General features: G+C 65.5%; 10 protein-coding genes. 2 read left to right on the top strand and 8 right to left on the bottom strand.

Annotation, left to right across the window (positions count from 1 at the left end):
* Window positions 1-34: 34 nt before the first annotated feature.
* Both VSX79_RS11390 and VSX79_RS11395 read right to left on the bottom strand, forming a co-directional pair.
* Window positions 35-3,166, bottom strand: a complete 3,132-nt coding sequence (locus tag VSX79_RS11390) for a TonB-dependent receptor plug domain-containing protein (protein WP_326913391.1) — start codon at window positions 3,164-3,166, stop codon at window positions 35-37.
* Window positions 3,167-3,204: 38 nt separating this feature from the next.
* On the bottom strand, window positions 3,205-4,566 hold the full coding sequence (locus VSX79_RS11395; protein ID WP_257018072.1) for a dicarboxylate/amino acid:cation symporter: 1,362 nt from the start codon (window positions 4,564-4,566) through the stop codon (window positions 3,205-3,207).
* Window positions 4,567-4,758: 192 nt separating this feature from the next.
* On the opposite strand from VSX79_RS11395, the gene VSX79_RS11400 reads away from it, so the two are divergent.
* A complete protein-coding gene (locus tag VSX79_RS11400) occupies window positions 4,759-6,555 on the top strand; it encodes a sensor histidine kinase (RefSeq protein WP_179495350.1) in 1,797 nt (598 codons plus the stop codon).
* Entirely contained in the window at window positions 6,552-7,889 is a 1,338-nt protein-coding gene (locus VSX79_RS11405) for a sigma-54-dependent transcriptional regulator (RefSeq protein WP_179495348.1), read from the top strand. Before VSX79_RS11400 ends, VSX79_RS11405 begins: the two co-directional genes overlap by 4 nt.
* A gap of 6 nt (window positions 7,890-7,895) precedes the next feature.
* On the opposite strand, the gene VSX79_RS11410 is transcribed toward VSX79_RS11405, so the two are convergent.
* From VSX79_RS11410 to VSX79_RS11435, 6 genes are read right to left on the bottom strand one after another with little or no spacing between them, the layout of a single operon-like run.
* Window positions 7,896-9,077, bottom strand: a complete 1,182-nt coding sequence (locus VSX79_RS11410) for a dipeptidase (RefSeq protein ID WP_179495346.1) — start codon at window positions 9,075-9,077, stop codon at window positions 7,896-7,898.
* Window positions 9,074-10,651: a serine hydrolase gene (locus tag VSX79_RS11415; RefSeq protein WP_326913392.1), complete on the bottom strand. Its 1,578-nt coding sequence runs from the start codon at window positions 10,649-10,651 to the stop codon at window positions 9,074-9,076. Before VSX79_RS11415 ends, VSX79_RS11410 begins: the two co-directional genes overlap by 4 nt.
* Window positions 10,648-11,787, bottom strand: a complete 1,140-nt coding sequence (locus VSX79_RS11420; RefSeq protein ID WP_179495341.1) for a YkvI family membrane protein — start codon at window positions 11,785-11,787, stop codon at window positions 10,648-10,650. Before VSX79_RS11420 ends, VSX79_RS11415 begins: the two co-directional genes overlap by 4 nt.
* Window positions 11,784-12,824, bottom strand: coding sequence for a DUF1611 domain-containing protein (locus VSX79_RS11425; protein WP_179495339.1), 1,041 nt, complete (start codon window positions 12,822-12,824; stop codon window positions 11,784-11,786). The genes VSX79_RS11420 and VSX79_RS11425 overlap by 4 nt, the downstream gene beginning before the upstream one ends.
* A gap of 20 nt (window positions 12,825-12,844) precedes the next feature.
* Entirely contained in the window at window positions 12,845-15,031 is a 2,187-nt protein-coding gene (locus VSX79_RS11430; protein WP_326913393.1) for a TonB-dependent receptor, read from the bottom strand.
* A 4-nt stretch (window positions 15,032-15,035) separates the two neighbouring features.
* Window positions 15,036-16,178, bottom strand: coding sequence for a dipeptidase (locus tag VSX79_RS11435; protein WP_179495335.1), 1,143 nt, complete (start codon window positions 16,176-16,178; stop codon window positions 15,036-15,038).
* Window positions 16,179-16,245 lie beyond the last annotated feature (67 nt).

Raw genomic sequence — 16,245 nt, forward strand, 5'->3', positions numbered from 1 at the left:
AGAAGCCCCGAAGCTCGTTTCATTTGTTTTCGCATCAGAATTTCACCGTTGCGCCGACGTAGAAGCGGCGTCCGGCAATATCATAGACGCCGTTCTGGTTGGTCAAGCGTCCGCTTTCGGTCCCGCTCGGCAGGAAGGGACTGATCGAATTGAACAGGTTGTTCACGCCGCCATAGAGGCGAAATTCCTTGCCGCCCGCGTCGAGGTCGAACGACAGGAACAGGTCGTGCTCCCACACGTCGCCGATATTGAGGAAGACCGGCACCTCGGCATTCGGATTGGTTTCGAGCAGCGCGGCATATTGGTCGGCGAGCGAATTGCTGTCGTTGATCTTGCCATAATAGGTCGTCGTCCAGCGGATGCGGAAATTGTCGAGCCGCCAGCCGAGCGATGCGCGTGCGCGATATTTGAAGCTGCCTTCGGCCAGGTCGCCGGCAAGATCGTTGGTGACGGTCCCGTCGACGCCCTGAAACTGCACCTTCTGCTTCAGCACATGCGTGCCATCGTAGCGCAGGTCGAAGCGGCCGGGGATGCCGAGCGCATCGTCGAGGCGGAAGCGATAGTTGAACGCGACGTCGATCCCCTGCGTGTCGAAGCGCGCGAGATTTACCTGCCGCTGGACCAGTTCGACAATCTGGCCGTTGTTGGCGTTGCGCGTGATGTCGGCGCAGAAGGGGTTGTCCGCCTGCGGCACGTCGGTGTCATAGCATTGCAGCTGGATGTCGCGGTTCGAATAGGCGTCGATCGCGTCCTTGATGCGGATGTCGTAATAATCGACCGCGATCGTGAGGCCGGGGATAAAGCGCGGCGCGAGCACGGCGCCGAGCGTCAGCGTGTCGGCGGTTTCCTCCTTGAGGTCGAGGTTGCCGCCGTTGGGGCTGTAGAGGCTGTTGCCCGCCTGCGAATATTGCTGCGTCACGCCATCGGTCGCCTGCTGCGCGAAGAGCGCCTGGATGCCCGGATCGAGCCGGCAACCCGCGGCAATCTGTCCGGTCGTCGTCGGAGTCACGCCATCGCAGATGTCGTTCGCGGCTTCGAAATTGCCGCGCGGCGGTGAATAGAGCTCGGCGATGTCGGGCGCGCGCTGGGCGCGGGCATATTGGGCGCGGAAGCGGATATCGGGGATCGGCGCATATTGTACGCCGCCGCGCCAGCTGAACACCGTACCGACATTGTCGATGCTGTAGTCGGCGACGCGCGCCGAGGCATCAACGCTGAGCAGATAGGCGCCCGGCGCGTCGCGGACCAGCGGCACGCTGACTTCTCCATAACCTTCGAGTGCGCGGATCGAGCCGCCGAAATTGGGCACGGCATTGCCGGTCGTGCCGCCCGTCTGCGACAGCAGATCGCCGGTGAGTTCCTGGCTGTCCTTGCGATAATCGACGCCGAAGGCGGCGCCGACCGGGCCGGCGGGAAGCTGGAACAATTCGCCGGTGACGAAGGCCTGCCCCGTATATTGGCGGATCGTCAGTTCCTGGTGCAGGTCGGCGCGGATCCACGCCGCGGCTTCGGGGGTGATCGCCCCTTCGCCGAACAGGTTGATGGGGACGCAGCCTGCGTCGCGCGCATCGGCATCGACGCACCGCGGGGCGCCGTCTGGTCCCAGCTCGGCGTTAAGCGCCTGTGTCAGATTGACGCCGTTGATCTCGTTCCGGCGCCACTGATCCTGCTTGTACTGGCCATAACCGAAGCTCGCTTCCCAATTCCAGCTGTCCGAAATCTTGCCGCGCAGGCCGGCCCAGCTGCGGATCGTCTCGCGCTTGTTCTCGGTGATCTGGCCGCCGACCTCGTCGAAGCGGCGGTCCCAGGCGATGCCCGCGCCGGTCGAAGGGGCATCGGCGCGAATTTCGTCGGGAACGAACGGATTGCACGGGCCCGACCCCCGGCCACTGTCCGGGCGGCACGGGATCTTGCCATATTCGATCTCGGTCGTGACGCCGGTGACGGGATCGGTCAGCGGATAGGTCGAATCCCACCCGATGCCCACCGATTCGCGCGTTTCGCCGGATGTGATCCGCGAATATTGGAGCTGCGCGAACCCCTCGATCGCGTCCGAAAATTCATATTCGAGCTTGGCCGCGCCCAGATAGCGTTCGCGGGCGAGGATCAGCGAGCGGCCGGTGCGCTGGTTGTACCCGTCGCGGTTCGGCAGGAAATAGCCGACGTTGCCGGGACTGTTCGCGCCGCCGCCGCTGCCGGTGACAGGGTCCCCGGTGACGGGGTCGGGGCCGCGCTCGACGAGCACGCCGTTCCGGTAGAAGCGGTCGCGCGCCGAGTTGGCGCCCGAGAACACGCCGCCGGGGATGAAGCTGCTGAGATCGCTCATCATCAGCGGCGGGAATTGGGACGCGGGGCGCGATCCGCTCGCGGGCGCGCCGTCGGCGTTGATATAGACGCCCTCGAACTCGTTGATGCCATTTTCGAAATCATAGTCGTAAGACACCGGCCGCACCGCCCATTCGCGATCGACCGCGCGGATGCCCCAGTCGCGGTCATAGGTGCCGCTGACGAGGAAATAACCGCGACCGTCGGCGAAGCGCGTGCCATAAGTCGCGCCCAGCGTCAGTTCCTGCCCGTCGCCTTCCGAGGTGACGCCGGCGCGCGCGCGCAGCGTCAGGCCGCGTTCATTCTTCTTGGTGATGATGTTGACGACGCCCGCGACCGCGTCCGAACCGTAAACCGACGAGGTGCCGCCGGTGATGACCTCGACCCGGTCGATGAAATCGCTGGGGATCGTCGAGAGGCTGACGAGGTTGGAAATGCTGCTGTTCGACACGGTGCGGCGACCATCGACGAGAACGAGCGTACGGTTCGAGCCAAGGTTGCGTAGCTCGATCGAACTGAGACCCGAATTCTGCGTGTTTCCGGTGACCGTGGAATCGTTGGTCGCCGACGACAATTGCGGCAGGTCGGCGAGCGTTTCGCTGAGTTCGCTGTCGCCCGATTCAGCCAGGTCCTCGGACGAGACGCCGATCACCGGCGCCGGGGTGTCATAGGTTTCGCGCGCGATGCGGCTGCCGGTGACGACGATCGCCTCTTCACCCGGCGGCGTGGCGGCGGTCTCCGCCGGCGCTTCCTGCGCGGCGAGCGGCGCGGCGAAGGCGCCGATGCCGACGAGCACCAGCACGGTGCGGCTGCTGTGGCGGGCCCAACGGGCTTTGGTCATTTTCATTGTCTCACTCCCCATATTCTTTTCGTTGTCGGTCAATCGGCGTCGGTCTCGATCGGCTGCGCGGCGAGCGGCGCGGGCTCGCCCCTGAGCGCGCGGTGGAGCGCGTCGCGGTCGAGCGCCTTTTCCCATCCCGCGACGACGATCGCCGCGAGCGCGTTGCCGATGAAGTTGGTGAGCGCGCGGCACTCACTCATGAAACGGTCGATGCCAAGGATCAGCGCGAGCCCCGCGACGGGCACCGACGGCACGATCGACAGCGTCGCGGCGAGCGTGATGAAGCCCGCGCCGGTGACACCGGCCGCGCCCTTCGAGCTGACCATCGCAACGAGCAGGAGCGCAAGCTGGTCGCCGAGGCTGAGGTCGACGCCGACCGCCTGCGCGATGAACAACGCGGCGAGCGTCATATAGATGTTGGTGCCGTCGAGGTTGAAGCTGTAGCCGGTCGGCACGACGAGGCCCACGATCGGCTTGGCGCAGCCGGCCTGTTCGAGCTTCTGGATGAGGCTCGGCAAGGCGGCTTCCGACGAGGAGGTGCCGAGCACGAGCAGCAATTCGGCCTTGAGGTAAGCGATCAGGCTGAAGATCGAGAAACCGCATAGCCGTGCGACCGCGCCGAGGACGACGATCACGAAGAAGAGCGAGGTCAGATAGAAGGTCGCTATCAGCAGGCCGAGGTTGGCGAGCGATTCGACGCCATATCGGCCGATCGTGAACGCCATCGCGCCGAACGCCCCGATTGGCGCGAATTTCATCAACATGCCGACGAGACCGAAGAAGACCACCGACACTTTTTCGAGCAGACCCAGCACCTGCCGCCCCGGTTCGCCCGCGTGCGACAGCGCGAGGCCGAAGAGGATCGCGGCGAACAGTGCCTGCAGGATCGATCCCTCGGTCAGCGCCGAGACAAAAGTGGTCGGAATGATCTCGAGCAGGAAGGCGGTGAGCGTCGCTTCGTGCGCCTTGGCCTCATATTGCGCGACCGCCCCGGCATCGAGCGTCGCCGGGTCGATGTTCATCCCGGCACCCGGCTGTATCACATTGGCGACGACCAGCCCGACGATCAGCGCCAGCGTCGAAAAGAAAAGGAAATAGGCGAAGGTCTTGCCGACGACGCGGCCGAGCGCCTTGGTCTCCCCGATCGACGCGATGCCCGTCGCGACGGTCAGGAAGATGACGGGGGCGATGATCATCTTGACGAGTTTTATGAAGCCGTCGCCGAGCGGTTTGAACTCGGTCGCGACCGACGGCCAATAATGGCCGAGCAGCACGCCCGCGAGGATTGCCGCGAGCACCTGGACGTAGAGGTGCGTCCACCACGGCCGGGCCTGCGGCGTCTGCGGCGCGGTCAAATCGATCGTGACTGCCACCAGCCTCTCCCCATGTCTTCGCGCCATCGGCGCTCGCTTGCGGCCGTCGGACGGCCTTTCCGCCAATTTACGAGCGGCGCGGAACGGGGGTCAAATATGAGGGCAATTTTTCATAAATATATGTAATAGCTCAATTTTATTTATAAGCCTGTTCGCGGCGACAACAGATTTGTGCAACTTTCCGCATAGGTTTGCAAATATCTGTGCAATAATCCGCACATGTCCGATCCTACCGATTCGCAGCCACCAAGGGCCCAAGCGGGTCGCCGGCGCCTGCTCGTCGCCGTCGCGGTCGGCTTCGCGATCCTGCTCGTCGCGGGTTTTGGCCTAGCCCGATGGGCGGCCGATCGCGCGAACGCGCAGGCCGATCTCGAAGCGCGCCAGAATGCGCGCGCGCATGCGAATCTGCTCGAAAGCGAATTGCAGAAATTCCGCCTGCTGCCGCGCGTCCTCACCGAATTTCCCGACGTGCGCGCGGCGCTCGCCGACAAGAGCGACGCCGCCTCGCGCCGTCTCGACCGCGAACTCGAGCAGCTTGCCACGCGCACCGACGCCGCGGTGATCTATGTCCTCGATGCCGGCGGCACGACGATCGCCGCGAGCAACTGGAGCGCGCCGACGAGCTTTGTCGGCCAGAACTACCGTTTCCGGCCCTATTTCCAGGGCGCGATGCAAGACGGCGAGGCCGAGCTGTTCGCGCTCGGGACGGTGAGCGGGCGCCCCGGCCTCTATCTCGCGCGGCGCGTCACCGTCGGCGGGCGCCGGCTCGGTGTAATCGTGCTCAAGGTCGAATTCGACAAGCTCGAGTCGCGCTGGGCCGATTCGTCCGCAACCACACTGGTGACCGACGCAGCGGGTATCGTCGTGATGAGCAGCGACGCGCGCTGGCGCTTCCGCTCCTTCGTGCCGATCTCGGCCGAAGCGCAGCGGCGGCTTCGCGCGACGCGCAGCTATGGCGAGGCGCGGCTGGCCCCGCTGCCGGTCGACCGCGCAGGGGGCGGCCTTCGCGTCGGCGACGATCTGTTCCGTCAGGCCGACGAGCGCGTTTCACTTCGCGGCAGCACACTCCGCCTGCTCCAGCCCGCCGGACCCGCGCGCGACAGCGCCGCCGCGACCGCGCGCGTCGCCTTCCTGATCCTGCTGATCCTCGTCGGCGCGGCGATCGTCACGCTGCTGCGCCTCGTCGAGCGGCAGACGATGCGGCAGGCGGCACACGAAGCGCTCGAACGCGAGGTTGCCGCCCGCACGCGCGATTTGCGCGCCGCCAACGACGAATTACGGCAGGCATCGGAGCGGCAGGCCGAAACCGACCGCCGCTATCGCGCCGCGCGCGAGGAACTCGCGCAGGCGAGCCGGCTCGGCTCGATCGGACAGATCACCGCCGGCGTCGCGCACGAGATCAACCAGCCGGTCGCCGCGATCCGCACCTTCGCCGAAAACGCCCTTGCCTATCTCGACCGGACGCAGCCCGACAAGGCGCGCGGCAATCTGGGCCATATCGTCGAGCTGACCGCCCGCGTCGGCGCGATCACCGGCGAGCTGCGCAATTTCGCGCGCCGCGCGCCGGCACCGCTTGGTCCTGTCCCGCTGCGATCGGCGATCGACGGGACATTGTTGCTGATCGGCGACCGGCTGCGCGCGCAGGGCATCGCACTTGACGTGGGAGTAGACGAGCCGGCCGTCGCCGTGCACGCCGATCGCGTGCGGCTGGAACAGGTGCTGATCAACCTGCTGCAAAATGCCGCCGAGGCGGTTCGCGACGTCGATGGCGCGCGCGTAACCCTGCTGGCGCATGGCAACGGGCCGGTGCTGATCGACATTTGCGACAATGGCCCCGGTGTTCCGGCGGACATATTGCCGCAGTTGTTCACGCCCTTCGTCACCGGCCGGCCCGACGGGCTGGGACTGGGGCTGGCGATCGCCAGCGACATCATGACCGGGTTCGGCGGTACGCTGACCCTCATCCCCTCGCCCCTCGGCGGCGCGGGTTTCCGCCTGACGTTGAGGCGAGCATGAGCTTTTTCACGGCCGAGCAGACGGTCTTCTTCGTCGACGACGATGCGGCGCTGCGCGAAGCGAATGTTCAGACGCTCGATCTGGCGGGGCTCGCGGTCGAGTCCTTTCCGGATGCACGCAGCGTCCTGCCGCGCATCGACAGCGGCTTTCCCGGTATCGTCGTCACCGATATCCGCATGCCCGGAATGGACGGGCTCGAACTGCGCGCGGCGATCCATTCGATCGATCCCGAGATTCCGGTTGTCCTGATCACCGGTCACGCCGATGTCACGATGGCGGTGCGCGCGCTCCACGACGGGGCGTTCGATTTCCTCGCCAAACCCTTTGCGGCGGACCATCTGGTCGGGGTCGCGCGCCGCGCGCTCGCCCACCGGGCGCTGATCCTCGACAACCGCCGGCTGACCGCGGCGGCGGCGGCAATCGACAGCCCGCTGATCGGGGAAAGCCCGGCGATGGTGCGGCTGCGCGAGACCATCGCACAGCTCGCACAGGCCGATATCGACGTGCTGATCGAGGGTGAGACGGGAACCGGGAAGGAGCTGGTCGCACATATGCTCCACCGCCAGAGCCGGCGGAGCGCGGCATCGCTGGTTGCGGTCAATTGCGCCGCCCTGCCGCAAGAGCTCGCGGAAGCCGAGCTGTTCGGCAGCGACCTTGCCGACCGCGCGACGGGCAAGCTGGGTCAGGCCGGACGCATCCGCAGCGCGCACCGCGGGACTTTGTTCCTCGACGAGATCGACACGATGCACCCCGCGGTGCAGGCGAAGCTGCTGCGCGTGATCGAGGAACGCGAGGTGCAGCCCTTGGGCGCCAGCGCACCCGAGCCCGTCGACCTGCGCGTCATCGCGGCGACGAAGACCGACCTGATGGACGCGGTGCGCGGCGGCGATTTCCGCGAGGATCTCTATTACCGGCTGCACGTCGTGAAGCTGCGCATTCCGCCCTTGCGCGAGCGGCGGTCGGACATTCCGCAGACTTTCGCCTTCTTCCTCGACGAAGCCGCGGCGAAGATGGGAATGTCGGGGTTCCAGATCGACGACAGCATCCGCCGCCACCTGGTCGAGCACGACTGGCCGGGCAATGTCCGCGAGCTGAAGAATTTCGCCTATAGCGTCGTGCTGGACCTGCCCTCCGACCCAGGCCGTTCCTCGCTACCCGCCGAGGCGCCGCTCGCCGAGCGGCTGCGCCGCTTCGAGGCGACGATCATCGAGGACACACTGGCGCAGGCGCGCGGCAATATTGCTGCGACGATGGCGCGGCTAGGGGTGCCGCGAAAGACGCTGTACGACAAGATGGCAAAGCTCGGGATCGACCCCAAGCAGTTCCGCGGCTGACGCCGTCTATTTCCCCTGCGCCGCGAGCACGCGCAGGATGTTGCCGCTCCACATCTTCTCGATGTCGACGTCCGAATAACCCGCCGCCTTCAGCCGCTCGGTGACCTTGGGCAGCGCCGAGACATCCTCAATGCCCGGCAGTCCGCCGCCGCCGTCCCAGTCGGCGCCGAAGCAGATATGGTCGACGCCGCCGACCTCGATCGCGCGCAGCACCATCGTCATATAGGCGTCGAAATCGGCCGCCCACAATTTTTCGGTCTTGTCGAGTTCGCGCCACTGGCGGTTGAGGTCGGCCTGCTCGGCGGGCGAGAGCGTGCCGATCCGTTCATATTTGCCGAACAGCTCGCCGCGCGCGGGCGACATGTTCATCTCCGACATGAAGATCGTCGAGATGCACATGGCGCCGCCCTTCGCCGCGAGCGCCTTCAATCGGCCCTCGTCGAGGTTGCGCGGATGGTCATAGGCCGATCGCAGGCTCGAGTGCGAAAGCAGGATCGGATATTTCGACAGCGCCAATAGCTGGTCGAACGCCGCGTCGGACGAATGGCTCGCATCGATCACGATGCCGAGGCGGTTCATCTCTGCGACCCACTGTTTGCCGAGCGGGCTCAGCCCTTTCCAGCGCCCAGCCCCCGTCGCGCTGTCGGCGAACTGATTGTCCTTCGAATGCACCGGCCCCGCGAGGCGCAGGCCCTTGTCGTAAAATTCCTGAAGCAGCGAAAGGTCTTCGCCGAGCGGATAGCTGTTCTCCATCGACTTGAAGGCGATCAGCTTGCCTTCCTTGTTCAGCCGCAGCGCATCGGGTGCCGTCAAGGCGGGAGCGATGACTTCGGGATATTTGGCGATGGTGCTGTCGATCAGGTCCGAACGCTTGCGCGCGAAGGCGAGTGCATCGGCGTAACCCTTTGGCGTCAATGGCCCCTGCTCGGTGTAGATGGCGAAAAAGCCGCCGTCGAGATTGCCGTCCTTCATCCGCGGAATGTCGAGCTGCGAAATGTCGTCGGCGAGCGCGTGACGATCGGCAAAGCTCCAGCCCGCGCGTTCGAAATGGAGCGGGGTGTCGAGGTGCGTGTCGAGCACGAGCATCCGGCTGTGCAGCGGCGCGTCGGGCGCCTCCTTCGGCTTGTCGCCTCCGGTCGAGCAGGCCGTGAGTGCCGTTGCGGCCAGCAGGATCGCGATATGCTTCATTTCGTGTCCTCCACGGGCTTCAAATCCAGATCGTGATAGTCCCAGCTGAAGTCGGCGATCTGGCTCACCGCCTTCATCGTCACGCCCGTCACCTTGCCGTCGGCGTCGAGCGCGAAGGTGACATAGGCGGGCTCGATCGCCGGATCGTCGAACTTGGTGACGAAGCTGTCATATTGCCAATGCTCGAGCCGCCCCGCCATCCGCGGCGTCGAGGTGAAATCGATCGTCAGCCCGTTCGCGCCCGACCCCACGACGACATCGCCATACCAGGGATCGCGGTAGCGCCCGGCGTAGCGCGCCAGCGCGAGCGAGGGACCGCTCTGCGCCGGCGACGCCTTCGACTGCTTCAGGAACGCCTCGCCCCCCGCGAGCCGCGCCTGATACCAGTCTTCCCACTTCTGGATCCAGCCATACTCGCCCTGGTCCAGATAATGATCGAGAAGGTCGTAGGTGAGGCCGAGGAGCATCCCGCTGTCCTCGCTGTTCATCATGATCGCGAAGCCGACATTTTTGTCGGGGATCATGACGACGCGCGTGATCGACCCGAAGACGCCGCCGCCGTGCTGGATGATGCGGTGGCCGCGATAATCCTGCACCTGCCAGCCGAGCGCATAGGCCTGCTGCGTCGGCTGCGCGGGCTTGAGCTGGTCGGGAAGCGGCGTGATCGGCATCGGTGTCACCGGCGCCCACATTTCCGCCGCCTGCTTCTCGCTGAACAGGCGTTTTCCGTTGGGGAGCGCGCCGTGCGCAAGCTGGATCTTGAGCCACGCCGCCATGTCGTCGGCGCTGAGCGCGAGCCCGCCAGCGGGGGCGCCGTTGCGGCCGAGCTCGTCGCGTTCGTCGAGCGCCTGTTGCGGGCCCAGCCCACGCAGCGCGCCCGACAGCCGGGCGTGCGGCCAGCTGCGGTTCGCGATACGGAATCGGTCTTCGCTGTCGCTCGTCGCATTCTTCATGCCGCCGGCGCGCAGCACGCGGGCGCGGATGAAATCCTCCCACGTCTGCCCGGTGACTTCCTCGATCAGCTGACCCGCGACGGCATAGAGGATATTGTCATAGGCATAGGCCGAGCGAAAACTCGTCTTGGGCTTCAAATAGGCGACGCGCTCGACCGTCTGCTTGCGCGTCAGATGCGTGCGCGGCACGAACATCAGGTCCCCCTGCCCCAGCCCCAGCCCACTTCTATGGACAAGCAGGTCGCGGATCGTGATCTCGCGGGTTACCCAGGCGTCGTACATGCGGAACCAAGGCATATGTTTGATCACCGGATCGTCCCACGCGATCTTGCCTTCGTCGACGAGGATCGCAAGCGCCGCGGCGGTCATCGCCTTGCCGGTCGATCCGGTCTGGAAGATCGTCTGCGCATCGACCGGCGCGCGCTCGCCGAGCTTGCGCACGCCCCAGCCGCGCGACAACGTCGTCTTGCTGTCCTCGACGATCGCGATCGACACGCCCGCCGCGCCGACCTTCTTGCGCAGCGCCTCGACGCTTTCGCCGATGTCGGCGGGCGGCTCGGCCCATGCGGGCGCGGCGACCGACAGCATCAGCGACAGGGCGAGCAGGCGAACGGCTTTCATGGCAAGGCCTCCATTTGGGGAGCGGGTGCGGGACGAAGCAGGCGCCAGGTCCCGATCGTCAGCAAGGGCAGAACGAAGACCGCGAGGAAAAGCCAGGCGAGGAAACGATAGCCACTGGCGATCAGGTCGACGAGACCGACGCGCGCAGCGACGAACATGCAGCCGACAAGAACGAGCGTCCCGATCGCGGCGCGCGGGCCGGTGCCGAGCGGCGGCCGCCCGCGCGCCTCGACGACGCCCGAGACGCGTTCGTTGATCGCATGGATCGCGCCGACGCCGCTTTCGAGCAGCGCGGCAAAGATCATCATCTGGAACAATATATGAAAGCCCGGCACGGCCATCTGCCGCAGCAGGAAATCCGAAGGCAAGGTTTCGCTGCCGATCGCAGGGTAAAAAGCCATCATCGCGACGAAGAAGAGGATTGCCGGCAGCATCGTCAGCGGCCCCGCGATCAGCCCCGCGACGACTGCGTCGCGCTGGCTGGTGAGGTGGCGGAGGACGGGCAGGATGACGACCGCACCGACGATATTATAACTCGCATAGGTGATGCCGCCCGCCACCCAATTGCCCGACGGCGGCGGCGCATTCGCGAAGCCGCTTCCGATCATTTCGCCAAAGCTGGCGAGCGCGAACACAAGGAACAGCGCATAGACCGCGTAGATCAGCATCGAGGCATATTTGAACAATGTCTCGACAAGCGCCGTGCCGAAGGCGGTGAAACCGAGGATGCTGAGCGCCAGCAGCACCGACCCGGCGAGGTCGGGCCAGCCGAAGGTCGCTGCGCCGATCGCGCCCGCCGCCGCACCGAATACCGCGATGATCAACACGACGAAAATCAGATAGGCGCCTTCGAACGCGATCCAGGCGGGGCCGAGCAGGCCTTCGAAGAAGCTGCGGTAGTCATAAGCCTGCATCCGGCGCGCGAGCGCGAAGGTCAGCGCCGCGACGATGCTCCAGATCAAGGTCGCGAGCAGCATCGCGGCCAGCCCGCCCCACGGCCCCGACGGCACGAAATATTCGGCCAGCTCGCGCCCCGTGGCATAGCCGCCGCCGATGATGACGGCCTTCAACGCGAAACCGGGCAGCAGGAAGCGCTGGAACCAGCTCGACCTGCCACCCGTCTCGCCCACACTCATGCGAGACAGTTTTCGACGAGCGCGTCGAACGACGCGCCGCCGCGGATCGGGTCGGCTACGGGCAACCCCAGCCGTTGCCGTTCGGCCGCCATCAGCGCCTCGGCGGCATCGGCGTCATAGGCCGAGGTGTTGAGGCTCACCCCGCCGCAGCGGATCGCCGGATTGGTCCGGCTGCCGAGGCGGATCGTCAGGTCGATCACCTCCTCGATGCTGGGAAGCGCGAAACTTTCCATGCCCAGGATCACCTTGCGCGCCGGATCGTGGCAGACGACGAACACGTCGGGCTGACTGCCGTGGAGCAGGCCAAGCGATACCGCGGCATAGGCAGGATTGAAGATCGACCCCTGCCCCTCCACCAGGTCCCAATGGTCTTCGGGCGCGTCGGGGCTCAATATCTCCGCCGCCCCCGCCTCGAAATCGGAGACCACCGCGTCCATCGGCATCCCGCCGCCCGCGATCATGATCCCGGTCTGGCCGGTGGCGCGAAAATCGGCGTCGATTCCGCGCGCGACAAAGGCCCGATGGAGCGCGAGCGCGGTATATTTCTTGCCGAGCGCGCAATCGGTGCCAACCGTCAGCAGGCGCTTGCCGCTGCGCTTGCGGCCGTTGGCGATCGGGATCGACGGCGGCGGCGTGCGCACGTCGATCAGCCGCTGGCCGGTCCGTTTCGCAGCCTCGACGAGCGCGGGGATGCTCGTCAGCCGTGTGTGGAGCCCGCTGACAATGTCGAGCCCCGCCTCCATCGCCTCGACAAGCACGGCGACCCAGGCGTCGCCGATGACGCCGCCCTGGTTCGCGACGCCGATCACCAACGACTGCGCTCCCGCCGCGCGGGCCTCGTCAGGCGACAGCCGCGGCAAGCCGGCGCTGACCGAGCAGGCGCCGATCCCATACTCGCCGACGCAGCGGTCAGCCGCCCAGTCGGCGAGGCCAAAGGCGGTCTTGGCATAGCCCGCCTCGGTCGTGTCGCCGAGGAACAGCAGATAGGGTTGCGGCAGGGTCAGGCTTTCGGCCAGCCTGCCGGTGGGCGCGTTCATCTTGTCCAACTCCAATTCGCTCAGAATGCCATGTCGAGCGCGACACCGATCGTGCGCGGCTGCAATGGCGAGATCGCTAGGAAGCTCGGCTGGTTGAGCCCGTCGGCAAGCGTCGACCGCGCCATCTCGCCCTTGTTGTCGAGCAGATTGCGCGCATAGGCGCGCAGCGTCCAGTGATCATCGAAGGTCACCGACGCATTGAGGTCGACCGAGGTGTAAGCCTTGGCGCGCGCGACGAGCGGATCGCTCTCGACGAGCGACAGGCGGTTGCTCGCGTGGCGGATGCCGGCGCCGAAGCTGCCCCGGTTGCCGCCGCCCAGCTCGAACGCATAATCGGCGCGCAGCGCGCCGCTGAACTTGGGTACAGCGGGCAAGCGGTCGCCGTCGAGGCCGCTGATATCGGGCACATCCTCGCTGAGGCTCGCGTCGGTGTAGCTTCCGGTCGCACTGATCGTCAGGCCAGGCGCCGGGCGTAGCGCGAGGCTACCCTCGAAGCCCTTGCTCGTCGCCTTGCCGCCGTTCGCGCCGCCCGACACGCCGCCGAAAGCGCGCGTGACCTGGATATCGGTCCAGTCCATCCAGAAGAAGGCGGCATCGACCGACACCATGCGGTCGGCGAAGTCGGCTTTCAGCCCGACCTCGTAATTGGTCATGCGGTCGGCATCGACGCTGGGCGGGACATTGGGGACGATGACGTTCGGGCCGCCGGGGCGATAGCCCGTCGCGACGCGCGCATAGAGCATGGCGTCTTCGTTGATATGGAACTGCGGGCTGACCGAGAAGGTCCAGACGCTTTCGGCCGACTCGCCCGGATCATTGGCGCTGGGGACGATCGCCCCCGAGCTGATCTGGGTAAAGGTCTGCTCGTTGCGCGCCCAGCGAAGGCCGCCGGTCACCTCGAACTGCTCGCTCAGCTTGAAAGTCGCATTGCCGAAGATCGCATATTCCTTGTAGGTCGCCGGAAGGCCGACGATCGCCAGCGGATCGAGCGGCGCGATGACATTGCCGTCCATATCGAACGAGCGGACAAGCTGCGCATTGCTCGTCTCTTCATCGGTGAAGAAGCCGCCGATCATCCATTCGAAACGCCCGCCGCTCGGCGAAGCGAGACGGACTTCCTGCGTCCATTTCTTGAGCCCGAGGTCGAGCGAGAAAGGTGTGATGCCGGGATCGATGGCACCGCCGGTGAGCAGCGGGAAAAGCACGCCGAACGCATAGCTCGCGTCCTGTACCTGCCGGCTCTGCGTTTTGCTGTAGGTCGTCGCAGACGTCAGCGTCGCCGCGCCGAAATCATAGTCGATCGTCGCCGAATAATAATCGAGATCGACGTCGTAGGATTCGGGCACATAATTGTTGAACGAATGGCCGTTGCCCAAACGGTTGCCGTCGAGATCGGCGGCATAGAGGCCATTGCCGTCAGAATCGAGCGACTGCCAGATGCCGGCGAGCTTTACACTGAGCTCGGGGGTCGGCTGCCACAGCAGCGCGGCGCGACCGCCGCGCTGTTCATAGTCGTTCTGGTCCTTGAGCGCGGCATTGTTGACGCTGTCGACCCAGCCCGGCGTCTTGCGCCATGCGAAGCTGCCCGAAATCGCGAGCGTGTCGGTCGCAATCGGCGCATTGACATAGACCTGCCCACCCCAGCCGAGGCTGCCGGCGTCCTTGATCGTGAAACCTTCGACGCCCGCGCGCACCTTGAATTCGCGCGTGTCGGGCTGGACGGTAACATATTTGACCAGGCCGCCGATCGAACTCGCGCCATAGAGCGTGCCCTGCGGGCCTTTGAGCACTTCGATGCGTTCGAGGTCATAGGGCATGAGGTCGATGGTGAACTGCCCAGCGCGGTTATAGAGCGCGCTCGACCCGACCGGCGCATCGTCGAGATAGATGCCGACCGTCTGGCTGGCATTGAGCGGTGCGACGCCGCGCAGCGTGATCGTCGTCTGGCCAGGCGTGCCGCCGTTGCTGACGTTCATGCCGGGAACATAGCCCGCATAGTCGACGAGCGAGGCCGAGCCCTGTTCCTGCAGTTCCTCGCCGCTGACCACCGAGATCGAGATCGGCACGTCCTGCACATTCTGAACGCGCTTCTGTGCGGTCACAACGATCTCGCCCGCGGCTTCGATCGCCCCCGCTTCCTGCGCCTGTACCGGCATCGCGGCGATCACCGCGACCATGCTTGCTGCTACCAAAAGTCCCTTGTTCATCGTCTTACCCCCAGACTTGGGCGAGCAGGCGGCGGAAATTGCCACCGAGCACGGCCCGGATGTTATCGTTCGAATAGTTGCGGCGAATGAGTTCCTCGACGAGGTCGAAGGTCTTCAATGGATGGTCGAAACCATCGATGTCGATCTTGTCTCGAAAGGCGTAGCTGTCCTTGTAGGCGCCCTTCAGCACGGCATATTCATCAGGCTTCATGTCGTCATAGCCGTGAAGGTCCGCGTCGGAGCCGATGCCGACATGATCAATGCCGACGAGCTTTGCGACATGGTCGATATGATCGGCCATGTGCCCGACATGGGTGGGGTCGGTGCTGCGCACGAACATGCGCACGCCGGTGATGCCCATCACCCCGCCCTTTGCCGCGAGCGCCTTAATCGCTTCGTCGGTCTTGACGCGCGGATGATCAACGAGAGCGCGGGCATTGCTGTGCGTGATCGCGATCGGCCCCTTGGCGATGTCGATGGCGTCGAGCGTCGTCCGGTCGCCGCAATGCGAGACGTCGACGAGCATCTTCTGCTTTTCCATTTCGGTGATAATCGCTGCGCCATAGTCGCTGACGCCGCCGTCGACGCGATCGGTGCTGCCCGATCCGATGCGGTTCTGGCTGTTATAGGTAAGCTGCGAACAGCGCAGGCCGAGGCGGCGGAACAGCGCGACGTCCGCGACCGTCTCGAAATGCTCGGCGTTCTGGATGCCCATGATGACAGCGCATTTGCCCTCGGATTTCGCGCGGTCGAGATCGGCGGCGGTATCGACGAGGGTGAAGACGTGGCTGTTGCGTCCCGCAAAGCCCTGCCAGCCTGCGAGGAAGGTCAACGCCTGTTGCTTTGCGTCAGGTCCGCCGAGGCCATAGGCATTGTGGAAACCGGTGATACCCGACGCCTTGAACTCCGCCGCCTCGGCATCAGTCAGCCGGTGCGCCACATAATCTTCTTCCAGCGTGATCTTGAGCGGCGCGAGCATGTCGATGACGAGCGAGGAAGCGACGAGGTCAACCGTGCGGCGCGAATAGGCCTTTGCGGGCGCCGCAGCGAAGGCATAGGCGCCGCGACCCACCATCGGCGCGGACAAAGTGACCCCGACCGCGCCCGCGAGTGCCGCGCGGCGCGTCATCGGGAATGACGTCGTCATTCCAGCCTCCTTCTTACGAAAATCTCAATTTCAAGACTATTGTCCTAATCGGAAAATTGTCAACCCA

Origin of the sequence: Sphingopyxis chilensis (genome assembly GCF_035930445.1) — a bacterium.
Lineage (GTDB): Bacteria > Pseudomonadota > Alphaproteobacteria > Sphingomonadales > Sphingomonadaceae > Sphingopyxis > Sphingopyxis chilensis.